We start from the raw sequence: 23,303 nt of genomic DNA on the forward strand, positions 1-23,303 counted from the left end.
GCCGTCGCCGGCGCCTCGGGCACGGCGCCGGCGATGGACCTACGGCAAGAGGCCTCATGCGTATCTTCAAGATCAACGGTGCACAGGTCACCGAACACGACGCGCTCGCGCCCATGGCCGCGCCGGGCGCCTGCGAACAGGGCTACCTCTGGCTGTCGCTGACGCGGGGCGAATTCCGCGCCTCGCTCGGTGAGGTACAGGACGTGCTGCAGTCCCTGTGCAACACGCATCTGGTCGATCTGCACGTGAGCGATCTGCAGAACGACCAGCTTCCCTCGCGCTACGACTACACCTCCCAATACGACCTGCTGGTGTTTCGCCGGCTGGCGGCCTCCAACGGCCATCCGCCGTCCGACAAGGCCGGGCCTGCCGAGCCCAAGACAGGGCCGCCCGTGCTGCGGCGGGTTGATACGCGCCCGGTCGGCTTCGCGCTGTTCGACCGGGTGCTGCTCTCGGTCCATCCGGAAGATGGTGCGGTCCGCGATGCGTTCGCATCCAAGCTGCTTGCGGCGGCCGCACCCGGTGAACGCGGCGGCAGCGCGGCGCCGGCGCTCGACGTGCGGGCGGTTTCGGCGCGTATTCCCGCCAATCCGGCCGACCTCATGCTGCGCGTCGTCAACCACATCGTCGATGCCTATCTCGATCTGCGGCGCGAACTCACGCGCCAACTCGATCACTGGCAGTCCGAGCTGATCGATCCGAAGAGCCACTTCAACAACTGGAGCGCGTTGATGGAGGCCCGCCAATCGCTCCGCCATCTCGACGAAATCTGCGAAGACCAGCGTGCCTGCATCCAGGACTGGATCGACGCGCTCGAAACCCTTCCGAGCCCAGCGAATCCCGCGGCGCAGCGGGAGCACGAGCTCGTCATGATCCGCAGCCGGGACGTGCTCGAGCACATCGAGCGGGTGGTCCATCACGTGCGGCGCCTCGAACAAAACGCCGAAACTGCGGTGCAGATGCACTTCAGCGTGCAGAGCCACCGGGCGAACGACATCATGCGCGTGCTCACCGTGCTGACCGCGGTGTTCCTGCCGCTCAACCTGATCGCGGGCATCTTCGGGATGAACTTCGAATTCATCCCCCTCATCCACAAGGCCGACGGCTTCTGGATCGCGATGGGATCCATGGGCGCGATCGCGGTGGCGCTCGTGGTGATCTTCTGGCGCAAGCGCTACCTCGCGCGCCCGCGCTAGCCGCAGCGCCCAGAGAAAAGGCCGGACGGCGCTTTCGCACCGTCCGGCCTTGGCAGGCGGGGCCAGGGATTACTTGGCCGCGGCTGCGCCTTCCTTCTGAGCCTGAACGCGCGGCTCGGCCGACTTGTTCATCGTCGAGATCACGCGGCTGTTGTACTTCGAGCCGCCGACCACGTTCTGGTCAGGCGCGTTGGCCGTTGCGACGGCTTGAGCGCGAACGGCGGCCGGGTCGGCAACCGACTTGAACTGCTCGGCGCCACGCGAACCGCGCGGAATGTTCTGGTCAGCGGCAGCGGCGGCACGGACGGCTTCCGCGTTGACTTCGTCGCGGTTCTTGGCCGACACGGCGGCTTGCACGCCGTCGTAGGTTTCGGCCTGTGCGCCAGCGGCGGCGAGGATCGAGAGAGCGGCAGCGGCGAGGATGTGCGAGGTCTTCATTTCAGTTCCTTTGGTTTGTCGGAGATCGAGTTCGTTTTCAACCCAGGCTCGCTGTCGCTGGCCTGTACAGGAGAGTGTCCGGCGGAACATCTCAGGGAAAACACCAAGAAATGAGACATGGCGTTTCCGTGATCGAAACAATGTCTCAAGCACGGAAAAGACAAAGGCGGACCCCGCCCGCGCGCGGCCCGCCTCCTGGTTCAGACGATGCGGGAGATTACAGGCCGGCCTGCTTCGTCGTGTCGAGCTTGAACTGCGACGGCACCACGCTGTTCTCGAACGCTTCGCGCTTCAGGTTCTGGTTCGCCGAGTGCGCGGCGGCGACGGCAGTGGAGCGAACGGCCTGGCGGTCGGCCGACGCGGCCAGCGCGGGCGCAACACGCGACGAGGCGGCATCGCCGTACGGATTTTCGCTGCGGGCGGCGACCACGCCCTGCGCCTGGACTTCGGCGCGGCTGTTGGCCGACACGGGCGCGTGCACGCCGTCGTAGGTTTCGGCTTGCGCACCGGCGGCAGCGAGAATCGAGAGGGCGGCGGCGGCGATGAGCTTCGAGGTGTTCATTCTGGAGTGTCCTTGGTTTGGTTCTGGATGCGTCGGCCGGGCATCCATCGACGATGGCTCCCGGCCTCGGCCAGATCAGTCTTGGCTGCTCTGGGGGTGCGAGTTTGCTCCCGTCTTCTAGGTAGAAACCCTATAAATATGAACAACGGTGTTCATCAAAACGAAACAATGGAATTCCAATGGACGGTCTTGACTTGCTGAAAGCCTTTCGTGAAGTCGCCGCGCGAGGCAGCTTTTCGCGCGCCGCGACCACGCTCGGGATGTCGAAGGCGAACGTCAGCAAATACGTGGCGCAGCTCGAGGAGCGCTTCGGCGTGCGGCTCTTGAACCGGTCGACGCGCTCGGTGAGCCTGACCGACGCTGGGCTTCTGCTGCTCGAACGCAGCACGCCGCTCATGGAGATGATCGAACTCACGCAGAGCGAGCTGCAGGAGCACGCCGGAAATCCGCGCGGTCGGCTGCGGATCACCGCGCCGCACGGGCTGAGCCAGGGGAAGGTCCCGAGTCTGATCGGCGAGTTCATGTCCGCCTATCCGGACGTGCACGTGAGCCTGCATCTGAGCAACCGCGTGATCGACCTCGTGGAGGAGGGCGTGGACATCGCGCTGCGGCTGGGCCGCATCCGCGACGAGAACCTCATCGTCAGGCGGCTGCAGCGGATGGATCTCGCGCTCTGCGCGACGCCGGGCTACTGGTCCAAACGCGGTCTCCCCAAGAAGCCGGACGACATGCGGCGACATGACGTGCTGACCTATTCGCTGGCGGGCAACACGCCCAGCCTGCCTTTCGAAGTGGACGGCAAGCCCTACAGCGTCCCGGTCCACAGCCGCATGGACGCCAACGACGCGGCGCCGCTGATCGGCATTGCCCTGGCCGGACTCGGCGCGGTGTGCGTGCCGACGATCATGGCCCAGGCCGACATCGAGCGCGGCGCGCTCGTCCCGGTGCTCAAGGACTACATGCCGACCGACCTGTGGCTGTATGCCGCCTACACGCAGCGCCGCCACAACAGCGCGGCCCTTCGCGCGATGCTCGACTTTCTCGAAGCACGGGTCGGCGAGTCGGCGCCGACCCGGCCTGCGAAGCGCAGCACCGGCGGGGCCCGCGTCGCGTCGATGGTGCGGGCCTGATCCGATCAGCCGAGGTGTCTGGCGAGGAACGCCAGCGTGCGCTCCTTCGCGAGCTTGGCCGCTGCGGCGTTGTACGCGCCGCGCTGGTCGCAGTTGAAGCCGTGACCGCAGTCGTAGATGTGGACTTCGGCCTCGGGATGCGCCTTCTTGAGGGCTTCGACGGTGTCGAGGGGAATCCAGTGGTCTTCCTTCCCGAAGTGCGCCAGCACCGGCACCTTGGGCTTGCGTGCGATTTCCTCGGGCGTCGTCGAACCGCCGCCGTAGTAAGGCACCGCGGCCGACAGCCCCGAGACTTGCGCGGCCGCGCGCCACGCCAGCAGGCCGCCCCAGCAGTAACCGACGATGCCCACCTTGCCGGCCTTGGACGCATAGTCGACCGCCGCCTGCAGATCCTGCAGCACGCCCGGCGCGGGCAGCCCTTCGACGGCCGTCTTGAGTTCGCGGCCGGCCTTCATGTCGTCCTCGCCGTAGCCGAGTTCGACGCCTTGCTTCACGCGATGGAAAGTCGCCGGTGCAACCGCGAGATAGCCGTCCGCCGCGTAGCCGTCGGCGACGGCGCGGATATGCGAATTCACGCCGAAGATTTCCTGCACGACGACCACGGCGCCCCGGGGCTTGCCCGCCGGTTCCGCGACGTACGCGGGACAGGCGAAGCCGTCCTTGGCGGTGAGATCGATGAATTGACCCATGGTCATACTCCTTGTTTGATGGTTATTGCCTGAGTGCGCGCTCGACGAATTCGAGCCGGTCCTGCCCCCAGAAGATCTCGCCGTCGATCACGTAGCTCGGCGCACCGAATACCTTGGTGTCGATGGCTTCCTGCGTGTAGTCCTCGTAGCGTTCCTGCACGGCCTGACTGAGCGACTGCTCGACGCGACGCGCCGGCAGGCCGCATTCGGCGACGAGCGCTTCCAGCACCTTGGGGTCCGCGATGTTACGTTCCTGCACCCACACCGCCGCGAAGATCGCGCCGCACAGTTTCATCGCGATGTCGGTGCCGTCATGCAGGTCGACCGCGATGATGAGCTTGGCGGCATCGTCGCTCGCCACCGGGAAGAACTTGGGCTTGGGATTCAGCGGGATGTCGAGATGGCGGGAAAAGCGCGCCAGCTCGACCAGCCGATAGGCCTGCCGCTGCGGCGCGCGCTTGCCCAGCGGCAACCCGCCGGACACGGGGAAGACCGCGCCGAAATCGATCGGCCGCACGCGCACGGCGGCGCCGTGGGACTTCGCGATGGCGGCGAAGCGCGCATGTCCGAGGTAGGTCCAGGGGCTCTGGGGCGTGAAGTAGTAGTCGATGGTGCGGCTCACGGGAGGCTCCTCGATGATGTAATCCGACCCGGGGTTTTTAACTGAGGCACGGCTTCTGTGCAGGAGGTGGGATTTGGACAAGGTGCTCTTGGTCACGGGCGGCAGTCGCGGCATCGGCGCCGCCACGGCCTTGCTGGCGGCGAAGCGCGGCTACGCGGTCGCGGTCAACTACACGAGCAATTCGCTCGCCGCCGATGAAGTGGTGCGCGCGATCCGCGCCGACGGCGGCACCGCGATCACGGTGCAGGCCGACGTAGGCGACGAAGCGCAGGTGCTCGCGATGTTCGACAAGGTCGATGCCAAGCTCGGCCGTCTCACCGCGCTGGTGAACAACGCCGGCATCGTCGACGTGCAGGCGCGCGTCGACGAGATGAGCGTTGCCCGCCTCGAACGCATGCTGCGCATCAATGTGATCGGCAGCTTCCTCTGCGCCCGAGAAGCCGTGCGGCGCATGAGCACGAAGCATGGCGGCGAAGGCGGCGCGATCGTCAATCTCTCCAGTGCCGCCGCCCGGCTCGGCTCGCCGGGGCAGTATGTCGACTACGCGGCGAGCAAGGGTGCGATCGAGAGCTTCACCGTCGGGCTGGCGAAGGAAGTCGCGGACGAGGGGATTCGCGTCAACGCAGTGCGGCCGGGCCTGATCGACACCGAGATCCACGCCTCGGGCGGCATGCCGGACCGCGCCTTCCAACTCGCACCCACGGTGCCGATGAAACGCACCGGCAGCGCCGAGGAAGTGGCGCAGGGCATCGTCTGGCTGCTGTCGGATGAGGCGAGCTACGTGACGGGCACCTCGCTCGACGTGACGGGCGGACGCTAGATGGCCACGCCGACGATGGACCTGATCAAGCCGCTGATCACGCTGCTTGCCATCGTGAATCCGCTGGCGATCGTCCCGTTCTTCATCCACTACACACAAGGCTGCACCGAGCTCCAGCGCAGGCGCACGGCGTGGGTGTCGGCCTTCAGCGCGTTCGTGGTGATCGCGGTGAGCGCACTGCTCGGGCTCAAGCTGCTCGACTTCTTCGGCATCTCGATTGCGAGCTTCCAGGTCGGCGGCGGCATGCTGCTGCTCATGAGTTCGCTGAGCATGCTCAACGCGCAGCCCGCGGAGTCGAAAACCAACAAAGACGAGATCCGCGCGACCGAGGTGAAGGCATCGCTCGGCGCATCGATCGCGGTGGTGCCGCTGACCATTCCGTTGCTGACGGGACCGGCGACGATGTCGACCGTGGTCATCTTTGCCCAGCGCGCGCAGCACTACTGGGAACTCGCGGTGCTGGTGGGCTACGGCGTGGTGGTCGGGCTGGCCACCGGCGTGACCTTCTCGCTGGCCGAGCCGATCTCGCGCGTGCTCGGCAAGACCGGCATCAACGTCATGACGCGGCTCATGGGGCTGATCCTCGCCGCGCTCGCGGTGGAGGTGATGGCGGATGGGCTCAGCACGCTCTTCCCTGTGCTGCACCGCGCGGCGTGATGCGCGAGGCTAGCGCGCGACCAGTTCGACGATGCGTGGCGTGATCGCGCCGCCATCGAGCAGCAGCTCGGCGACGGAGATCGGCAGCCTGAAGCGCCGCGGCCCGGCGCTGCCGGGATTGACGTAGAGAACGCCGTCGCGCGCCTGTGCCAGCGGCCGGTGCGAGTGCCCGGACACCACCACGCGCACGCCGGCGGCGACCGGATCGATGGACAGCTCGGCCAGGTTGTGGATCGCATGGAAGCGCACGCCATCGATCTCGAACGACGCCGTCTCCGGGATGTCCTGCGCCCAGGCACCCCGGTCGTTGTTGCCGCGAACGACGGTCAGCGATGCGATCCCCGCCAGTTCGCCCAGGATGCGCGGATCACAGATGTCGCCGCCGTGAATGATGTGGTCGCACCCGCGCAGGAACGCCAGCGCCTCAGGCCGGAGCAGGTCGTGCGTGTCCGAGATGAGGCCGATGCGTCGCATGCGGCAGCCGCCGGTGTTGCCGCCCTCTTCAGCGCGGCTGGCTCACCCAGGCCACGATGTCGGCGACCACCGCGTCGCTCGCGGCCGCGAGCGCCTTCACGCCGCCCGGCGCATCGTTGCTCGGTGCCGGGCGCTGGACGGTGAAGCTGCGTTGCGCGAGCACGCGGTCGCCGCCCGGCGCGGTGCGGATCAAGGTCGCGTTCACGCGGATCAGGCCCACGCTGGCCGAGGGCGATTCGAAGAAGTGGCTGAACTCCACCAGCGTGACGCGCAAGGTATCCGGCACCCGGCCTTCGGTGCGGGCAATGCTGGCGCTCTCCTCCGGCCCCAGCACCGGTCGCGTGGCGGCGAGCGCCTCGCGCAGCCGCTGCCGGAGCAACTGGGCGGGCGCCTGGCTCCAGCGCGACTGGCCGTAGGGCCTGACCTCGTTCGCATCCGCATAGCCCAGGCGGTAGAGCATCTGCGTGCCGTCGAGCCGGGTGTTCGCTTCGATGTCGGCCAGCGCCAGGGGCGGCAGCGCGGGCGTGCCGGCGCGTGCGGGAGCGGCCGATACGGGCCCCGGTCCGAAGTCATAGAGCGTCGCGCGGATGGGCTTGTCGGGCAGCGCGCCGCAACCCGCCAGCAGGAGCGCCGCCAGCAAAGCGCCGATGCCGGCGGCGTTCTTCAACGGTTCGTGCATCTTCATGGTCATGATCTCAAGGACGCGCCGGGGATGCGGCAGGCGACGCAAAGCCCGGTTCGCCCGGACCGGCAACCACGCCGCCGCTGCCGAACAGCAGCGATTGCGGGTTGTCGTTGATGTTGTCCGCCGCCCGCCCGAGGCGACGCACCGCCCGCGAGGTGTCGTCGGCGACGCGGTTCAAACGCGGCAGCGTCGCGTTGTTGAAAGACTCCACCGCCTGCGACAGCGATTTGGTGCCGTCGCCGAGACGGTCGACCGGGCCGTCCGGGGCGTTGAGCCGCACCACCGTGGTGTTGAGATTGGTCGCCACGCCCTGAACGGAAACCATCGTGTCCTTCGCTCGCTCGACCAGCGGCGGCAGGGCCTTGAGGGCGGGATTGAGCCCGGTCTTGATCGTGTCGTCCAGCGACTTCGTGAGCTGGTTCGCACTCGCCGCCGCCTGCGCGATGCTCTCCAGCGCATCGGCAATGCGCTTCTGGTTGTCCTCGTTGAGCAAGGCGTTGATGCGCTTCGTCGTTTCCTCGACCCGGCTCATGATCACCTCGCCGCGATCCTGCAAATTCGAGAGCAGCGAGGGCTTGAGCGGAATGCGCGGCGGGTTTTCGTTGTTGGGCGTGAGCGCCACCTGCGACTCACCCTTGTCGTCGAGCGCGATGAAGGCCAGGCCGGTCACGCCCTGGTAGCTCAGCGTCGCGAAGGTGGAAGTGGTGAGCGGCACGCGCTCGTCGACGGTGATGCGCACGCGCACATTGCCCTTGACCTTGGGATCGAAGTCGATCGAAGCGACCTTGCCGACAGCGATGCCGCGATAGCGCACCATCGCCTGCGGCTGGAGGCCGCTCACCGGATCGCGTGTGGACAGCTCGTAGATGTTGCGCACCGTGTCGTCGCGCGTGAGCCAGACGACCAGCGCGACGAGCACGGCGACCAGGCCGAGGACGAAGGCACCGGCGGCCAGAGCATGGGCTTTGTTTTCCATGGCAGCTACCTTTCGTTGTGAGGGGCCGGCGCCGGGTCGGCCGGTCCGGCGAGGGCCGCCGGGACGGAGCCGTCATGGAGCGCCTCCATGGCCCGTCGGCCGCGACCGCGGAGAAAGTATTCGTGGATGAAGGGATGCGGGTAGGCGATGACGTCGCGCGCCGTGCCCGCGACGATCACCTTGTGATCGGCCAGCACCGCGATGCGCGTGCTCAGGTCGAACAGCGTGTCGAGGTCGTGCGTGACCATCACCACTGTGAGCCCGAGTTCGCGATGCAGCCCGCGCAGCAGGTCGCAGAAGTCGTCGGCGCCCTCGGGGTCGAGGCCGGCGGTGGGTTCGTCGAGCAGCAGCAGCGGCGGGTCCATGATGAGCGCGCGCGCGAGTGCCACGCGCTTGATCATCCCGCCCGAGAGGTCGGCGGGACTCTTGGTCGCGTGCCTGGGGTCCAGGCCCACCATCTGCAGCTTGACCAGCGCGGCGTCGCGGATGAGCTCGTCGGGCAGCACCTTGAGTTCGCGCAGCGGAAATGCGATGTTGTCCAGCACGCTGAAGGCCGAGAACAGCGCGCCGTGCTGGAACAGCATGCCGACGTTGGCCGCGCCCTGCGCGCTGAACTGGCCCGGCGGCCGGCCGAGCACCGTGACCGTGCCCCTCGACGGTTGCTCCAGGCCGAGGATCTGGCGCAGCAGGACCGTCTTGCCGGTGCCCGAGCCGCCGACCAGCGACAGCACCTCGCCGCGCCGGATCGTGAGGTCGAGATCGCGATGCACGACCTGATCGCCGTCCGGGGTCTTGAAGACCGTCCAGAGCTGGCGGATCTCGACGAGAGGCGCGCCATTCGCAAGTTCGGCCATCTCAGTGCTCCATCGGCCAGAACCAGGAACCCCGCGGAACCGGCTCTGCCGGGCCGCCGGGGTTGCCCCCTGCAAGGGGGTGTCCGAACCACACGAAGTGGGAGAGGCTGGGGGTGAGCTTCATACCTATCGGAATCCCACGCCCTTGAACAGCACCGCAAAGAGCGCGTCGACGAGGATCACGACGGTGATCGAGGTCACCACCGACGACGTCGTGCCGCGACCGAGGCTCTCGGTGTTGGGCTTGACCTTGAGGCCGAAGTAGCAGCCGATGAGCGCGATCAGCACGCCGAACACCGCGGACTTCGACATCGCGAGCCAGAGGTTCACCGTCGGCACCACGCGCGGCAGCGCCGACATGAAGTACGACGGCGAGATGCCGAGCGAGAGGTCCGCCGCGATCATTCCGCCGAACAGCGCCGCCATCGAGGTCCACATGCTGATGAGCGGCATCGCGATCGCCAGCGCCAGCACGCGTGGCATCACGAGCCGGAAGCCGTGCGGGATGCCCATCACGCGCATGGCGTCGAGCTCCTCGGTCACGCGCATCACACCGATCTGCGCCGTGATCGCCGAGCCCGAGCGGCCGGCGATCAGCACCGCCGCGAGCACCGGGCCGAGCTCGCGGATCAGCGACAGCCCCAGGATGTTGACGATGAAGGTCTCCGCGCCGTACTGCCGCAACTGCTGGGAGGTCAGGTAGGCCAGCACCACGCCGATCAGCAGCCCCACGAGCGCGGTGATCGGCAACGCGGTGGCGCCGAAATGGTAGAGCTGGCCCGAAAAGTCGCGCCACGGCGCGCGGTGCGGCGCGCGCAGGAGCTTGCCGATGTCCAGCGTGAGCTGGCCGATGAGGCCCAGGAAATCGCGCGCGACGAACATCATGCGCGGACCGTTGTGCGCGAAGGCCTTGAACCGGTCCGCGAGCGTCGGACCGGCTTCGGCCGGCGCCGCGCAGGTGTAGAGCGCGACTTGGTCCAGCACCGCCTTGTGCTGCGAATCCATCTCGATGCGGGCCGGCCAGGCTTGGCGCCAGTGGTCCCACAGGAGCTGCGCGCCGATGTGGTCGAGCTTCTCGATGGGCCGCAGGTCCCATGCGCGGTCATCGCTCGGCGGCACGACCGCCAGGTTGCTGGACAGCGCATCCCACGTGCGCCGCGAGGACATCGCGAGCGCGGTCCAGCGGCCGCTCACCACGGCCCAGGAGCCTCCCTCGTGCTCGCGCTCTTCGACGCGAGGGCGATCGCTGTCGGCTTCCGGCGCGGTGGGGGATGGGGGCTTGGCGGACATGCAGGCGGATGGAGTGTCGGCAGGCAAACACAGCATCGTAACCGGGTGCGTCCGTGCAAACCCTCGGGTCGAACGCGCACGGCGCTCGAGGCGGTCGCGCATCGCTCAAGCGTTTGCCACAATCGACGACCGAACCCCATCCATTCCGCCATCACCCGGCCGCGTCGTCGGCAGGAGAACGCCATGCAGATGAGCAAGACACCGATCCATCACTACATCGGCGGCCGCGTCGCCGCCCCGAATTCCACCCGCAGCCAGGACGTGTTCAATCCCGCGACCGGCGCGGCGACCGGCAGCGTCGCGCTGGCCGATCGCGCCGACGTCGATGCCGCCGTGGCCGCCGCGCAGGCCGCGTTCCCGGCCTGGGCCGACACGCCGCCGATCCGGCGGGCGCGCGTGATGTTCAAGTTCCTGGAGCTGCTCAACAGGCACCGCGACGAGCTCGCGCACCTGATCACCGCCGAACACGGCAAGGTCTTCACCGACGCGCAGGGCGAGGTCACGCGCGGCATCGACATCGTGGAGTTCGCCTGCGGCATTCCCCAGCTCCTGAAGGGCGACTACACCGAGCAGGTGTCCACCGGCATCGACAACTGGACGCTGCGCCAGCCGCTGGGCGTGGTGGCGGGGATCACCCCGTTCAACTTCCCGGTGATGGTGCCGATGTGGATGTTCCCGGTGGCGATCGCGGCGGGCAACACCTTCGTTCTGAAGCCGAGCCCGACCGATCCGAGCCCCTCGCTGCGCATCGCCGAGCTGCTCAAGGAAGCGGGGCTGCCGGACGGCGTCTTCAACGTGGTGCAGGGCGACAAGGTGGCGGTCGATGCGCTGCTCGAACACCCCGACGTGAAGGCGATTTCCTTCGTCGGCTCGACGCCGATCGCCAACACCATCTACGAGACCGGCGCGCGTCACGGCAAGCGCGTGCAGGCGCTCGGCGGAGCGAAGAACCACATGGTGGTGATGCCCGATGCCGATATCGAGCAGGCGGTGGACGCGCTGATCGGCGCGGGCTACGGCTCGGCCGGCGAGCGCTGCATGGCGATCAGCGTGGCGGTGCTGGTGGGGGATGTGGCCGACAAGGTCATGCCCCTCCTGGCCGAGCGCGCGAAGACGCTCAAGGTCAAGAACGGCACCGAACTCGACGCGGAAATGGGCCCGATCGTGACCCGTGCGGCGCATGACCGCATCACCGGCTACATCGCCCAGGGCGAGAAGGAAGGCGCGAAGCTGCTGGTCGACGGCCGCGGCTTCGACGCGAAGGCCGCCGGTCCGGGCTGCGATGACGGCTTCTGGATGGGCGGCACGCTGTTCGACCACGTCACGCCCGAGATGCGCATCTACAAGGAAGAGATCTTCGGCCCGGTGCTCGGCTGCGTGCGGGTGAAGGACCTGAAGGAAGCGGTCGACCTGATCAACGCCCACGAATTCGGCAACGGCGTCTCGTGCTTCACGCGCGACGGCAACGTGGCGCGCGAGTTCGGCCGGCGCATCCAGGTGGGCATGGTGGGCATCAACGTGCCGATCCCGGTGCCGATGGCACTGGCACGGCTTCGGCGGCTGGAAGAAGTCGCTCTTCGGGGACATGCACGCCTACGGCGAGGAAGGCGTGCGCTTCTACACCAAGCAGAAGTCGATCATGCAGCGCTGGCCCGAGAGCATCGGCAAGGGCGCCGAGTTCGTGATGCCCACCGCGAAATGAAAGCCACCCGGCTTTTCACGCCGCTGCGCGGCGTGTAACGCCACCCCCGAGGGGAGGCGCGGCACGCCTTGGGGCGGCCCGGCGGCGGCCGCATCCGCCGACAGGACAACAACGAGAGACAAGCAGCGCATGAGCGACACCACCTTCGATTACATCGTCATTGGCGCCGGCACCGCCGGCTCGCTCATGGCCAACCGGCTGAGCGCCGACAAGCGGATGCGCGTCCTGCTCATCGAGGCCGGCCGCAAGGACGACTACCACTGGATCCACATCCCGGTCGGCTATCTCTACTGCATCGGCAACCCACGCACCGACTGGCTCTACAACACCGAGCCGGACGCGGGCCTCAACGGCCGCACGCTGCGCTACCCGCGCGGCAAGACGCTCGGCGGCTCGTCGAGCATCAACGGGATGATCTACATGCGCGGCCAGTCGCGCGACTACGAGCAATGGGCCGACCTCACCGGCGACAACGAATGGCGCTGGGCGAGCGTGCTGCCTGCCTTCAAGAAACACGAGGACTACTACCTCGGCGCGGATGAACTTCACGGCGCCGGCGGCGAATGGCGCGTCGACAAGCAGCGGCTGCGCTGGGACATCCTCGACGCTTTCGCCGACGCGGCGGTGCAGGCCGGCGTGCCGCGCAGCACCGACTTCAACCGCGGCAGCAACGAGGGCGTGGGCTACTTCCAGGTCAACCAGAAGGACGGTTGGCGCTGGAACACCGCCAAGGCCTTCCTGCGGCCGACCTGCTACGGCCGCCCGAACTTCGAGCTCTGGACCGGTGCGCAGGTGTCGCGCCTGATCTTCGATTCGCATGCCGACGGCAGCCACCGCTGCACCGGCGTGCAGGTGTGGGACGGGCACGAGATGGTGATCGCGCACGCTGCGCGCGAGACGATCCTTTGCGCCGGCAGCATCGGCTCGCCGCAGATCCTGCAGCTCTCGGGCGTGGGCCCGGCGGACCTGTTGCGCCAGCATGGCATCGATGTCGTGCGCGACGCGCGCAGGGTCGGCGCGAATCTGCAGGACCATCTCCAGATCCGCGCGGTCTACAAGATCAAGGATGCGCCGACGCTCAACGTGCTCGCGTCGTCGCTCTACGGCAAGGCGAAGATCGGGCTGGAGTACGTGCTCCGGCGCACCGGCCCGATGAGCATGGCACCCTCGCAACTCGGCGCGTTCACGCGCAGCTCGCCGGCCTACGAGTGGCCGAACCTCGAATACCACGTGCAGCCGCTCTCGCTCGACGCCTTCGGCGAGCCGCTGCACAGCTTTCCGGCCTTTACCGCGAGCGTGTGCAACCTGAACCCGACGAGCCGCGGCACGGTGCGCATCAAGAGCCCGCGCTTCGAGGATGCGCCCGCGATCGCGCCGAACTATCTCAGCACCGACGAGGACCGCAAGGTCGCCGCCGATTCGCTGCGCGTCACGCGGCGGATCGCATCGCAACCGGCGCTCGCCAGATACAGCCCCGAGGAATGGAAGCCGGGTCCGCAGTATCAGAGCGACGAGGAGCTCGCGCGCCTTGCAGGAGACATCGCGACCACGATCTTCCACCCGGTCGGCACCACGAAGATGGGGCGCGACGACGATCCGATGGCGGTGCTGGACGCGCGCTTGCGCGTGCGCGGCATCGACGGGCTGCGCGTGGTCGATGCCGGCGCCATGCCCACGATCACCAGCGGCAACACCAACAGCCCCACGCTGATGATGGCGGAGAAGGCTGCGGCCTGGGTCCGCGAAGCCACTGCAGAGCGGACTTCTTGAACTTCTTGAACGCGCTCGCGTTTCCAGTTGTTGCAGTTTGGGGCGGATTGGCGGGTAATCCCCGATGCACTGCGGCGGTGCACCGAATAAAGTCCAGCCACTCGCAAACGGGCCTGCCCGCTGCGCGGGGACCGAGGAGACAAACCTTCGAAGAACCAGAACACTAGACACAAGGCATCCGGACGAGATGCTGTTTTTTGATCAAGGCGCCGCTGGTCGGCGCCTTTTCTTTTGTGTCGTGTTCGGAAGTGCCCGCAGGGCATGGGTTCAGCGCTACCAAATCAATAGCAAACCGCGCTGCGACAATTCCCGCAATGGAAATCGTCGTGCTGACCCTGGCCTCGCTGTTCGCGGGATTCGTTGATTCAATCGTCGGGGGAGGCGGACTGATTCTGGTCCCGGTGCTTTTCAGCGTGCTGCCCGGCGTGGCCCCCGCGACGCTGCTCGGCACCAACAAGAGCGCCTCGGTGTGGGGCACGGCGGCTGCCACCGCGCAATTCCACTATCGCGTCGGCCTGCGCTGGCGCACGCTGATGCCAGCGGCCGCGCTGGCCTTCTTCGGTTCGCTGATGGGCGCCTGGGCCGTGACGGTGGTCCCGGGCGACTTCCTGCGCAAGCTGCTGCCCGTGATCCTGATCTTGCTGCTTCTCTACACGCTTGCGCGCAAGGACATGGGCAAGCATCACGAGCCGCGTTTCCACGGACGCGCCGAGTTGGCGGCCACTGCAGCGATCGGATTCGCGCTCGGCGTGTACGACGGCTTCTTCGGTCCCGGTACGGGCAGCTTCTTCGTGTTCCTGTTCGTCCGCTGGCTGGGCTACGACTTCCTCAATGCAGCGGCATCGGCCAAGCTGCTCAACGTGATGACCAACCTGGGCGCCCTGCTGCTGCTCGGGCTCAAAGGCCATGTGTTATGGCACTACGGGCTGGTGATGGCGGTGGCGAACGTCGCTGGTGGGGTGATCGGCGCCCGCGTTGCGATCCGCCATGGCGCGGGCTTTGTGCGGGCGGTCTTCATCTTCGTCGTGAGCGCGCTGATCCTGAAGACCGCCTACGACGCCTTCTTGCGGTGAAGCGGCCTGCGCGGGCGGATCAGGTTCAGGGTGCGGTCGACGCCGCGGCCTGGGTGCCTGCCGGCGGCCATGCGACTTCGCTCGCGACACGCGGCTTGCCGATCGGCGCAGCGGCCTTGCCCTGCTGGATGGCGGCGAGGTCCGCCTCGCTCGGGTATTGGTTCATCAGCCAGTAGTCGAACACACGCCGTGCAATTGGCGCGGCGGCGCCGGCACCCCAGCCCGCGTTCTCGACGATGAGCGCCACTGCGATCTTCGGATCGTTGGCCGGCGCGAACGCCATGAAAAGCGCGTGATCGCGCTGGTGCTCTTCGAGGGCCTTGGCGTTGTACTTCGTGTTCTGCGCCATGCCCACTGCCTGCGCCGTCCCGGTCTTGCCGGCCGCACGGTAACCCGCGCCGGCGAAGACGCCGCGCGCCGTGCCGGCATTGACCACCGCAACGAGACCGTCGCGGATCACGCCGATGTTCGCGGGAGGGATATTGAGGTTCTGTGCCGGCGCCTGCTCGATCGGCTTCACATCGCCAGTCACGGTGTCGCGGATCGCGAGGCCCAGATGCGGCTTGAGCTTGATGCCGCCATTGGCCACGATCGACGTGGCGTGCGCCAATTGCAGCATCGTGAAGGCGTTGTAGCCCTGGCCGATGCCCAGCGAAATGGTTTCGCCCGCGTACCACTTCTTCTGCTCGGGGCGCTTGTAGGTGTTGCGCTTCCACTCGGTGCTCGGCAGCACGCCGCGCACCTCGCCGCCGATATCGATGCCGGTGATCTGGCCGAAGCCCAGCGGCTTCATCGAGTCGTGGATCAGGTCCACGCCCATCTCGTTGGCCAGCGAATAGAAATAGATGTTGCTCGACAGCTGGATCGCGCGCCGCATGTCCACGCCGCCGATGTTGCCCTCAGGGCTGCCGAAGCGGTGACCGCCGAAGTTGAAGTAACCCGGATCGTTGACCACCACGCTCGGCGCGCGCTTGCCCGTTTGCAGCGCAGCCAGCGCCATGAAAGGCTTGTAGGTCGAGCCCGGCGGGTAGGTGCCGCGCAATGCCCGGTTGAGCAGCGGCTTGTTGATCGACTCGCTGAGTTCCTTCCAGTTGTCGATGTCGATGCCTTCCACGAACAGGTTCGGATCGAAGGTCGGCTTGCTGACGAATGCCAGGATCTCGCCCGACCTGGGATCGATCGCGACCAGCGCGCCGCGCCGATCACCAAACATGTCCTCGACCAGCTTCTGCAACTTGATGTCGATCGACAGCATGACCGTGTTGCCCGGCGTGGCCGGATGGGCCGCGAGCCGGCGCACCGCGCGGCCGCCGGCGGAGGTTTCCATCTGCTCGACGCCGGTGAGGCCGTGCAGGGTCTTCTCGTAGCTTTGCTCGACGCCGAGCTTGCCGATGTATTCGGTGCCCTTGTAGTTGGCAAGGTCCTCGTCTTCCCAGTCTTCCATGGCCGCTTTCTCGGCCTGGTTGATGCGGCCGATGTAGCCGAGTACGTGGCTCGCGAGTTCGCCGTTGGGGTAGTTGCGGAACAGCCGCGCCTTGATCTCCACGCCCGGGAAGCGATAGCGCTGCGCGGCGAAGCGGGCGACCTCCTCGTCGCTCAGGCGGGTACGGATGGGCACCGAGTCGAAGCTGCGAGAGTCCTCGCGCAGCCGCTTGAAGCGCCGGCGGTCGCGCGGCGAAATCTCCAGCACCTCGGACAGCGCGTCGATCGTTTCCTCAAGATCCCCGGCCTTCGACGGCGTGATCTCCAGCGTGTAGGCCGAGTAGTTGGAGGCCAGCACGATCCCGTTGCGATCGACGATCAGCCCCCGGTTCGGCACCACCGGCACGATCGCGGTGCGATTGCTCTCCGCCTGCTCGGCCAGGTCCTCATGCCGCACCACCTGCAGGTAGACCAGCCGCGACGCCAGCAACCCGAATGCCACCAGCACGACCAGCGCGATCACGACCACCCGGCGCTTGAAGCGCGACAGGTCGGCAGCGACGTTACGGATCTCGGTCATGGAATCAGGTCAGCTTAGCGGGACAAACAATGAAAGCAAATACTCACCCCAGGCCTTTGAATGCGCCCCGAAGTGCCAGAAACACCGCAGAACCGGCTTCGCCGGGCTGCTGGTGTTGCCCCCGGTAGGGGTTGGCGAAGCGACACGCAGTGCGCGCAGCCTGGGGGCGAGCAACATCAGAGTGGCCGATTGGCGTCTGGTTCCGGGGCTCGGCGCTGGGGTGCCAACAACAGCATACTGACCAGCGGCCACAACGCGGCCTCGATCACCGGCGCGATGAGCAGCGTCCAGCCCGGAAACACCCCACCGCCGATCATGCGGATCGCCAGCTCGATCAGGTGCGACACCGCGAACAGCGGCAGCACCTGCAGCGCCTGCGAGGCGACCGAAAACCACAGCAGCCGCCGATGGATCATGATCGCGAAGAAACCGAGCGTCGTGTAGGACAGCGCGTGCTGCCCCAACATCGAGGCCTGGTGCACGTCCATCAGCAGCCCGAAGACGAAGGCGGCGCCGATGCCGATCCGTGCAGGCTGGTGCACGCTCCAGAACACGATCACCAGCGCCAGAAGATCCGGCGTCCACGCGGCCCGGCCGATCGGCACCATGTTGATCAACAGGGCGACGATCAGGCTCGCCCACATGAAGAGCGGGCTGACGGGCAACAGGAGTTGCTGCTGGCCGGGACGCATGATCATGGCGTGCGCTTCTCCTTCTTGTCGGCCTTGTCGGCCTTCTCGGTCTTTGCGCCCGCCTTCTCGGTCTTGTCGGATTTATCGGCCTTGTCCGCCTTGGCACCGGCCTTGTCGGCCTTCTTCTTGGCCGAGGTGCTCGCTGCCGGCGCCGCCGGAGCGGGCTTGGGCACCGGCGGCGTGCCGGTCGGCGCCAGCACCAGCACGTAGCGCGCCGAGTTCACATGCCCCATCGGCGTCAGATGGATGCGGGCGAAGGCGGAATCGGCACGGCGTTCGATGCGGTCGATCTTCGCGACCGGCAGCCCGGGCGGATAGACGCCGTCGACCCCGCTCGTGCTCAACAGGTCACCCTCCTGCACATCCGAATTGGCCCCCATGAAGCGCAGTTCCAGCCCGCCCCCGTGGGCGCTCGCGTCGCCGAAGGCCACGCTGCGCGCACCGGTTCGCGTGTTCTGCACGGGGATGGCGAGATCGCGATCGATCACCAGCGTGATTTCGCTCGTGAACGGTTGCACCTGCGTGACCTGCCCGAGGACGCCGTTCTCGTCGATCACCGGCGAGCCGGGCGTGATGCCGTGGGTCAGACCCTGGTCGATCACGACTTTGCGGGTGTACGGGTCGGAGGTGTCATACAGCACCTCGGCCACCCGGCCCGGCGTCTGCGTGACCTGGCGCAACTCGAGCATCGCGCGAAGCCGCGCGTTCTCCTGCGCGAGCATGTCGGCCTGGCTGGCGCGTTCCGATTGGAGCGCCAGTGCCTTGCGTGCCTCGGCCTCCTTGGCCTGCGCCGTCTGCAGATCTTCGAGATAGCGACTGCCGCCCACCGCGAGCTGCACGGGTTTCAGCGCCAGCCACTGGATCGGATAGAGCACCGCGCCCACCGCCGTACGGACCGGCTGCACGATGTTGAAGCGCACATCGGCCACCATCAGGAACAGCGCGAGCGCGCTGAAGAAGATCAGCTTGCTGAGCGCCGAGGGGCCCTGGTTGAACAGGGGTGGCGCGGTGCGATCGAGCGTGCCGAGCGGCATGGCGGAGGGACTTTAAATTGAAAAAGCCGGCCCTGCGCAAACGCGGGCCGGCCATTTGCGCATCAAGCGCATTATTCGCTCGTGAAGATGCTTCCGAGCCGGTCCATGCGCTCGAGGGCGATGCCGCAACCGCGCACCACGCAGGTCAGCGGGTCTTCGGCAACCAGCACCGGCAAGCCGGTTTCCTCGGCCAGCAGGCGGTCGAGGTCGCGCAGCAGTGCGCCGCCGCCGGTGAGCATCATGCCGCGCTCGGCGATGTCGGCACCGAGTTCGGGCGGCGTCTGTTCGAGCGCGTTCTTGACGGCGGAAACGATGTTGTTCAGCGGATCGGTCAGCGCTTCCAGCACCTCGTTGCTGCTGATGGTGAAGCTGCGCGGCACGCCTTCGCTGAGGTTGCGGCCCTTGACTTCCATTTCCTTGACTTCGGAACCGGGGAAGGCCGAGCCGATGCTCTTCTTGATGACTTCGGCCGTCGGCTCGCCGATCAGCATGCCGTAGTTGCGGCGGATGTAGTTGATGATGGCCTCGTCGAAGCGGTCGCCGCCGACGCGGACGCTGCCCTTGTAGACCATGCCGCCGAGCGAGATCACGCCCACTTCGGTGGTGCCGCCGCCGATGTCGACGACCATCGAACCGCTGGCTTCCGAGACCGGCAGACCGGCGCCGATGGCGGCGGCCATGGGTTCCTCGATGAGATACACCGAGGTGGCGCCGGCTGCTTCAGCCGCGTCCTTGATGGCGCGGCGCTCGACCTGGGTCGAACCGCAGGGCACGCAGATGATGATCCGCGGGCTGGGCGTGAGCAGCGACCGCGGGTGCACCATCTTGATGAACTGCTTGATCATCTGCTCGGTGATCACGAAGTCGGCGATCACGCCGTCCTTCATCGGGCGGATGGCCTCGATGTTGCCCGGCACCTTGCCGAGCATCGCCTTGGCCTCGCGGCCGACGGCCTGGATCACCTTCTTGCCGTGGGGGCCGCCTTCGTGGCGGATGGCAACCACCGAGGGCTCGTCCAGGACGATGCCTTTGTTGCGGGCAAAAATGAGCGTGTTGGCGGTGCCGAGGTCGATCGCGAGGTCGGTCGAGAAGTACCGACGGAAAGCTCCGAACATTGTGGAATCCTCTGGAGCACGGTCTGCGCTTCGGCAGTCCGTCGCCCTCTTGCTGGGTCGTTTGATGGGGGGTGGCTTGAACGTTTTTGCAGCAAATGCCGGCGCGTTCGCGGGGGTTGCGGCAAAGGCGGGATAATAACCGAATCCCTTGACGCTCCAGCGTTTCGGCGCACCTTTCAGGGCGCGACGCCCCGCGTTTTTCACGGCCGCCAAGCCTTCTTTTTCCGATGTCCCTCACTGCTTCCGATATTGCGCGCATCGCGTCGCTCGCCCGGCTCCAGCTGGCGCCCGAAGAGAGCGACCGCCTGCGCGGCCAGATCAATGGCTTTTTCGACCTCGTCGAGCGGATGCGCGCCGTCGACACCACCGGTGTCGAGCCACTCGCCCATCCGGTCGCCACGATCCAGGACGTGACCCTTCGCCTTGCCGAAGACGTCGTCAGCGAGCCCAACAACCGCGAAGCCAACCAGCGCAGCGCGCCCGCCGTCGAAAACGGCCTGTTCCTCGTCCCGAAGGTGATCGAATGAGTGCCGCGATCCATCAGATGGGCGTGACCGAGCTGGCAAAGGCCCTGCGCGAACGCAAGGTGTCGGCCGTCGAAGCCGCGCGGCACCAGCTCGACCGCATCGGCCAGCACAAGGACCTCGGCGCCTTCGTGGCCATCGACGAGGAGCTGACCCTGGCCCAGGCCCGTGCGGCCGACGAAAAGCTCGCGGCCGGCACTGCCGCAACGCTGACGGGCGTGCCGATCGCCCACAAGGACATCTTCGTCACCACCGGCCTGCCGACCAGCGCGGGCTCGCAAATCCTTGCCGGCTATCGCTCGCCCTTCGACGCCACCGTGGTGCGGCGCCTCGCCGAAGCCGGCGCGGTGACCCTCGGCAAGCTCAGCTGCGACGAATTCGCGATGGGCTCGTCCAACGAGAACGTCGCGGTGCCGGCCGTCGGTTTCGACAAGGCCGTGCCGGTGCGCAATCCCTGGGACCCAGGCCGCATCCCCGGCGGCTCGTCGGGCGGCAGCGCGGCGGCCGTGGCCGCACGGCTGGCGCCCGCCACCACCGGCACCGACACGGGCGGCTCGATCCGCCAGCCGGCCTCGTTCTGCGGCGTGACAGGCATCAAGCCGACCTACGGCCGCGCGTCGCGCTACGGCATGGTCGCCTTCGCGTCGAGCCTCGACCAGGCGGGCCCGATGGCCCGCTCGGCCGAAGATTGCGCGCTGCTGCTGTCCGCCATGTGCGGACCGGACCCGGACCGCGATTCGACCTCGCTCGACCGCCCGGCCGAGGACTTCTCGCGCCACCTCGGCGATTCGCTCGAAGGCCTGCGCATCGGCGTGCCGAAGGAATTCCTGGGCGACGGCGTCGCGCCCGGCGTGCGTGCCGTGGTCGAGGCCGCGCTGGCCGAATACGAAAAGCTCGGCGCCCGCCGCGTCGAGATCAGCCTGCCGCGCACCGAGCTGTCGATCCCCGTCTACTACATCATTGCGGCCGCCGAGGCGTCGAGCAACCTGAGCCGCTTCGACGGCGTGAAGTTCGGCCATCGCGCCAAGGAGTACCGCGACCTCGCCGACATGTACGCCAGGACGCGCGAAGAGGGCTTCGGCGACGAGGTCAAGCGCCGCATCATGATCGGCACCTACGTGCTGTCGCACGGCTATTACGACGCCTACTACCTGCAGGCGCAGAAGGTGCGCCGCATGATCGCGGACGACTTCCAGCAGGCCTTCGGGCAATGCGACCTGATCGCCGGCCCGGCCGCGCCGACGGTCGCGTGGGAAGCTCGGCGAGCACGGTGGCGACCCGGTGGCCGACTACCTCGCGGACATCTTCACGCTGCCCGGATCGCTCGCGGGGCTGCCCGGCATGAGCGTCCCGGCCGGCTTCGACAGCGGCATGCCGGTCGGCCTGCAGCTGCTCGGCAACTACTGCGAGGAGTCGCGCCTGCTCAACGCCGCGCACCGCTTCCAACAGGCCACCGATTGGCACCAGCGCACGCCGACAGGCTACTGATGGCGTAGAAGAGACATGAGCGAAACCAACACTTTCGAGGCCGCGCAAAGCGGACGTCCGACGGGCCCGCTGGTTCGCGGCTACGAAGTCATCATCGGCTTCGAGACGCACGCCCAGCTTTCCACCGCGTCGAAGATCTTCAGCCGTGCATCGACCGCCTTCGGCGCCGAGCCGAACACGCAGGCTTGCGCGGTGGATCTGGCGCTGCCCGGCACGCTGCCGGTGATGAACAAGGGCGCGGTCGAACGTGCGATCAAGCTCGGCCTCGCGCTCGGTTCGCACATCGCGCCGCGCAGCGTGTTCGCGCGCAAGAACTACTTCTACCCCGACCTGCCGAAGGGCTACCAGATCAGCCAGTACGAGATCCCCGTCGTGCAGGGCGGCTCGGTGAGCTTCTACCTCGACGACGAGAAGAAGACGGTGCGCCTCGTGCGCGCGCATCTCGAGGAGGACGCCGGCAAGTCGCTGCACGAGGACTTCGTCGGCCAGTCGGGCATCGACCTGAACCGCGCCGGCACGCCGCTCCTGGAGATCGTGACCGAGCCCGACATGCGCTCCACCGCCGAGGCCGTGGCCTATGCGCGCGAGCTGCACAAGATCGTGACCTGGATCGGCATCTGCGACGGCAACATGCAGGAAGGCAGCTTCCGCTGCGACGCCAACGTGTCGGTGCGCAAGCCCGGCGAGCCGCTGGGCACGCGGCGCGAGATCAAGAACCTCAACAGCTTCAAGTTCATGCAGCAGGCGATCGACTACGAGATCCGCTGGCAGATCGACGAGCTGGAGGAAGGCCGCGCGATCCAGCAGGCGACGGTGCTGTTCGACCCCGACACCGGCGAAACGCGCGCGATGCGCACCAAGGAAGACGCGGCCGACTACCGCTACTTCCCCGATCCGGACCTGCCGCCGCTGGCGATCGCGGCCGAGTGGATCGAGCGCGTGCGCGCCGGGATGCCCGAGCTGCCGCGCGCGATGGCCGAGCGCTATGTGCAGCAGCACGGCCTGTCGGAATACGACGCGACCCAGCTCACGCAAAGCCCCGCGCTCGCGCGCTATTTCGACGATGCGGTGAGCGCCGGCGCGGCGCCCAAGCTGGCGAGCAACTGGATCACCGGCGAGATCGCGCGGCGGCTCAACCTGCAGGACATCGGCATCGACGCAGCGCCTGTGCGTCCCGCGCAACTCGCGAAGCTCATCGCCCGCATCAGCGACGGCACGATCTCGAACAACGCCGCGCGCCAGGTGTTCGACGCGCTGTGGACCGGCGAAGGCCAGGACGTCGACGCCGTGATCGACATCAAGGGCCTGAAGCAGATGAGCGACACCGGTGCGCTCGAGAAGATCATCGATGGCGTCCTGGCCACCAACCAGAAGAACATCGACGAATACCGCGCCGGCAAGGACAAGGCCTTCAACGCGCTGGTCGGCCAGGTCATGAAGGCCAGCCAGGGCAAGGCCAATCCTGCGCAGGTCAACGCCCTCCTCAAGTCAAAACTCGGCTGACTCCAAA

Annotated in this window: 21 protein-coding genes and 2 pseudogenes; 10 read left to right on the top strand and 13 right to left on the bottom strand. The window is 67.3% G+C overall.

What is annotated here, in order from left to right:
• Nucleotides 1–56 precede the first annotated feature (56 nt).
• Complete coding sequence (locus tag ACQ858_RS20645) at nt 57–1,196, top strand: magnesium transporter CorA family protein (RefSeq protein WP_431274402.1); 1,140 nt, start codon at nt 57–59, stop codon at nt 1,194–1,196.
• Nucleotides 1,197–1,265: 69 nt separating this feature from the next.
• Here the strand turns inward: ACQ858_RS20645 and ACQ858_RS20650 are convergent, their stop codons facing one another.
• Together ACQ858_RS20650 and ACQ858_RS20655 are read right to left on the bottom strand one after the other, a co-directional pair.
• Nucleotides 1,266–1,634 carry a DUF4148 domain-containing protein gene (locus ACQ858_RS20650; RefSeq protein WP_431274403.1) on the bottom strand — a complete coding sequence of 123 codons (369 nt, stop codon included), beginning with the start codon at nt 1,632–1,634 and terminating at the stop codon, nt 1,266–1,268.
• A 217-nt stretch (nt 1,635–1,851) separates the two neighbouring features.
• Nucleotides 1,852–2,196 carry an alpha/beta hydrolase gene (locus tag ACQ858_RS20655; protein ID WP_431274404.1) on the bottom strand — a complete coding sequence of 115 codons (345 nt, stop codon included), beginning with the start codon at nt 2,194–2,196 and terminating at the stop codon, nt 1,852–1,854.
• A gap of 179 nt (nt 2,197–2,375) precedes the next feature.
• Between ACQ858_RS20655 and ACQ858_RS20660 the strand changes: the two genes are divergently transcribed.
• Entirely contained in the window at nt 2,376–3,326 is a 951-nt protein-coding gene (locus ACQ858_RS20660) for a LysR family transcriptional regulator (RefSeq protein WP_431274405.1), read from the top strand.
• A gap of 5 nt (nt 3,327–3,331) precedes the next feature.
• Here ACQ858_RS20660 and ACQ858_RS20665 read toward each other — a convergent pair whose 3' ends face one another.
• Nucleotides 3,332–4,015 (bottom strand): dienelactone hydrolase family protein, encoded by a 684-nt coding sequence (locus ACQ858_RS20665; protein WP_431274406.1) that lies wholly within the window; start codon nt 4,013–4,015, stop codon nt 3,332–3,334.
• 22 nt (nt 4,016–4,037) lie between these two features.
• The gene (locus ACQ858_RS20670; protein WP_431274407.1) at nt 4,038–4,637 is read right to left on the bottom strand and encodes a 2-hydroxychromene-2-carboxylate isomerase; all 600 of its coding nucleotides are present in this window, start codon (nt 4,635–4,637) and stop codon (nt 4,038–4,040) included.
• A 73-nt stretch (nt 4,638–4,710) separates the two neighbouring features.
• On the opposite strand from ACQ858_RS20670, the gene ACQ858_RS20675 reads away from it, so the two are divergent.
• Nucleotides 4,711–5,457, top strand: a complete 747-nt coding sequence (locus ACQ858_RS20675) for an SDR family oxidoreductase (protein ID WP_431274408.1) — start codon at nt 4,711–4,713, stop codon at nt 5,455–5,457.
• On the top strand, nt 5,458–6,114 hold the full coding sequence (locus tag ACQ858_RS20680) for a MarC family protein (protein WP_431274409.1): 657 nt from the start codon (nt 5,458–5,460) through the stop codon (nt 6,112–6,114).
• Between the two features lie 9 nt (nt 6,115–6,123).
• Here ACQ858_RS20680 and ACQ858_RS20685 read toward each other — a convergent pair whose 3' ends face one another.
• From ACQ858_RS20685 to ACQ858_RS20705, 5 genes are all read right to left on the bottom strand, one after another.
• A complete protein-coding gene (locus tag ACQ858_RS20685; protein ID WP_431274410.1) occupies nt 6,124–6,588 on the bottom strand; it encodes a metallophosphoesterase family protein in 465 nt (154 codons plus the stop codon).
• Between the two features lie 28 nt (nt 6,589–6,616).
• Nucleotides 6,617–7,273 carry an ABC-type transport auxiliary lipoprotein family protein gene (locus ACQ858_RS20690; RefSeq protein WP_431274411.1) on the bottom strand — a complete coding sequence of 219 codons (657 nt, stop codon included), beginning with the start codon at nt 7,271–7,273 and terminating at the stop codon, nt 6,617–6,619.
• Between the two features lie 10 nt (nt 7,274–7,283).
• Complete coding sequence (locus ACQ858_RS20695) at nt 7,284–8,249, bottom strand: MlaD family protein (protein ID WP_431274412.1); 966 nt, start codon at nt 8,247–8,249, stop codon at nt 7,284–7,286.
• Nucleotides 8,250–8,254: 5 nt separating this feature from the next.
• Nucleotides 8,255–9,103, bottom strand: coding sequence for an ABC transporter ATP-binding protein (locus ACQ858_RS20700; RefSeq protein WP_431274413.1), 849 nt, complete (start codon nt 9,101–9,103; stop codon nt 8,255–8,257).
• Nucleotides 9,104–9,229: 126 nt separating this feature from the next.
• Nucleotides 9,230–10,393 carry an MlaE family ABC transporter permease gene (locus ACQ858_RS20705; RefSeq protein ID WP_431274414.1) on the bottom strand — a complete coding sequence of 388 codons (1,164 nt, stop codon included), beginning with the start codon at nt 10,391–10,393 and terminating at the stop codon, nt 9,230–9,232.
• Nucleotides 10,394–10,582: 189 nt separating this feature from the next.
• On the opposite strand from ACQ858_RS20705, the pseudogene ACQ858_RS20710 reads away from it, so the two are divergent.
• The 3 genes and pseudogenes from ACQ858_RS20710 to ACQ858_RS20720 all read left to right on the top strand — a co-directional run bounded on the left by ACQ858_RS20710 (nt 10,583) and on the right by ACQ858_RS20720 (nt 14,938).
• A pseudogene (locus tag ACQ858_RS20710) lies at nt 10,583–12,095 on the top strand (CoA-acylating methylmalonate-semialdehyde dehydrogenase).
• A 129-nt stretch (nt 12,096–12,224) separates the two neighbouring features.
• The gene (locus ACQ858_RS20715) at nt 12,225–13,865 is read left to right on the top strand and encodes a GMC family oxidoreductase (RefSeq protein ID WP_431274415.1); all 1,641 of its coding nucleotides are present in this window, start codon (nt 12,225–12,227) and stop codon (nt 13,863–13,865) included.
• Between the two features lie 314 nt (nt 13,866–14,179).
• Entirely contained in the window at nt 14,180–14,938 is a 759-nt protein-coding gene (locus ACQ858_RS20720; RefSeq protein WP_431274416.1) for a sulfite exporter TauE/SafE family protein, read from the top strand.
• 25 nt (nt 14,939–14,963) lie between these two features.
• On the opposite strand, the gene mrdA is transcribed toward ACQ858_RS20720, so the two are convergent.
• The 4 genes from mrdA to ACQ858_RS20740 form a co-directional block, all read right to left on the bottom strand.
• Nucleotides 14,964–16,940, bottom strand: coding sequence for a penicillin-binding protein 2 (gene mrdA / locus ACQ858_RS20725; protein ID WP_431274417.1), 1,977 nt, complete (start codon nt 16,938–16,940; stop codon nt 14,964–14,966).
• A gap of 176 nt (nt 16,941–17,116) precedes the next feature.
• Nucleotides 17,117–17,638, bottom strand: a complete 522-nt coding sequence (gene mreD / locus ACQ858_RS20730) for a rod shape-determining protein MreD (protein WP_431274418.1) — start codon at nt 17,636–17,638, stop codon at nt 17,117–17,119.
• On the bottom strand, nt 17,635–18,666 hold the full coding sequence (gene mreC / locus ACQ858_RS20735; RefSeq protein ID WP_431274419.1) for a rod shape-determining protein MreC: 1,032 nt from the start codon (nt 18,664–18,666) through the stop codon (nt 17,635–17,637). The genes mreD and mreC overlap by 4 nt, the downstream gene beginning before the upstream one ends.
• 71 nt (nt 18,667–18,737) lie before the next feature.
• Nucleotides 18,738–19,781 (bottom strand): rod shape-determining protein, encoded by a 1,044-nt coding sequence (locus ACQ858_RS20740; RefSeq protein WP_028249609.1) that lies wholly within the window; start codon nt 19,779–19,781, stop codon nt 18,738–18,740.
• A 227-nt stretch (nt 19,782–20,008) separates the two neighbouring features.
• Here ACQ858_RS20740 and gatC point away from each other — a divergent pair, with 227 nt between their 5' ends.
• The 3 genes and pseudogenes from gatC (at nt 20,009) to gatB (ending at nt 23,296) form a co-directional block, all read left to right on the top strand.
• Nucleotides 20,009–20,308 (top strand): Asp-tRNA(Asn)/Glu-tRNA(Gln) amidotransferase subunit GatC, encoded by a 300-nt coding sequence (gene gatC / locus ACQ858_RS20745; protein WP_093169147.1) that lies wholly within the window; start codon nt 20,009–20,011, stop codon nt 20,306–20,308.
• Nucleotides 20,305–21,793: pseudogene (gene gatA, locus ACQ858_RS20750) on the top strand (Asp-tRNA(Asn)/Glu-tRNA(Gln) amidotransferase subunit GatA). Before gatC ends, gatA begins: the two are co-directional and overlap by 4 nt.
• A 15-nt stretch (nt 21,794–21,808) precedes the next feature.
• Entirely contained in the window at nt 21,809–23,296 is a 1,488-nt protein-coding gene (gatB, locus tag ACQ858_RS20755; protein WP_431274420.1) for an Asp-tRNA(Asn)/Glu-tRNA(Gln) amidotransferase subunit GatB, read from the top strand.
• Nucleotides 23,297–23,303: the final 7 nt, after the last annotated feature.

It is taken from the genome of Variovorax ureilyticus (genome assembly GCF_050632185.1).
In the GTDB taxonomy this organism is placed as follows: Bacteria; Pseudomonadota; Gammaproteobacteria; order Burkholderiales; family Burkholderiaceae_C; genus Variovorax; species Variovorax ureilyticus_A.

Coding starts and splice junctions, on each gene's coding strand:
- ACQ858_RS20645 (WP_431274402.1), top strand. CDS start 57: ATGCGTATCTTCAAGATCAACGGTGCACAGGTCACCGAACACGACGCG.
- ACQ858_RS20650 (WP_431274403.1), bottom strand. CDS start 1,634: ATGAAGACCTCGCACATCCTCGCCGCTGCCGCTCTCTCGATCCTCGCC.
- ACQ858_RS20655 (WP_431274404.1), bottom strand. CDS start 2,196: ATGAACACCTCGAAGCTCATCGCCGCCGCCGCCCTCTCGATTCTCGCT.
- ACQ858_RS20660 (WP_431274405.1), top strand. CDS start 2,376: ATGGACGGTCTTGACTTGCTGAAAGCCTTTCGTGAAGTCGCCGCGCGA.
- ACQ858_RS20665 (WP_431274406.1), bottom strand. CDS start 4,015: ATGGGTCAATTCATCGATCTCACCGCCAAGGACGGCTTCGCCTGTCCC.
- ACQ858_RS20680 (WP_431274409.1), top strand. CDS start 5,458: ATGGCCACGCCGACGATGGACCTGATCAAGCCGCTGATCACGCTGCTT.
- ACQ858_RS20685 (WP_431274410.1), bottom strand. CDS start 6,588: ATGCGACGCATCGGCCTCATCTCGGACACGCACGACCTGCTCCGGCCT.
- ACQ858_RS20690 (WP_431274411.1), bottom strand. CDS start 7,273: ATGAAGATGCACGAACCGTTGAAGAACGCCGCCGGCATCGGCGCTTTG.
- ACQ858_RS20695 (WP_431274412.1), bottom strand. CDS start 8,249: ATGGAAAACAAAGCCCATGCTCTGGCCGCCGGTGCCTTCGTCCTCGGC.
- ACQ858_RS20700 (WP_431274413.1), bottom strand. CDS start 9,103: ATGGCCGAACTTGCGAATGGCGCGCCTCTCGTCGAGATCCGCCAGCTC.
- ACQ858_RS20705 (WP_431274414.1), bottom strand. CDS start 10,393: ATGTCCGCCAAGCCCCCATCCCCCACCGCGCCGGAAGCCGACAGCGAT.
- ACQ858_RS20715 (WP_431274415.1), top strand. CDS start 12,225: ATGAGCGACACCACCTTCGATTACATCGTCATTGGCGCCGGCACCGCC.
- ACQ858_RS20720 (WP_431274416.1), top strand. CDS start 14,180: ATGGAAATCGTCGTGCTGACCCTGGCCTCGCTGTTCGCGGGATTCGTT.
- mrdA (WP_431274417.1), bottom strand. CDS start 16,940: ATGACCGAGATCCGTAACGTCGCTGCCGACCTGTCGCGCTTCAAGCGC.
- mreD (WP_431274418.1), bottom strand. CDS start 17,638: ATGATCATGCGTCCCGGCCAGCAGCAACTCCTGTTGCCCGTCAGCCCG.
- mreC (WP_431274419.1), bottom strand. CDS start 18,666: ATGCCGCTCGGCACGCTCGATCGCACCGCGCCACCCCTGTTCAACCAG.
- ACQ858_RS20740 (WP_028249609.1), bottom strand. CDS start 19,781: ATGTTCGGAGCTTTCCGTCGGTACTTCTCGACCGACCTCGCGATCGAC.
- gatC (WP_093169147.1), top strand. CDS start 20,009: ATGTCCCTCACTGCTTCCGATATTGCGCGCATCGCGTCGCTCGCCCGG.
- gatB (WP_431274420.1), top strand. CDS start 21,809: ATGAGCGAAACCAACACTTTCGAGGCCGCGCAAAGCGGACGTCCGACG.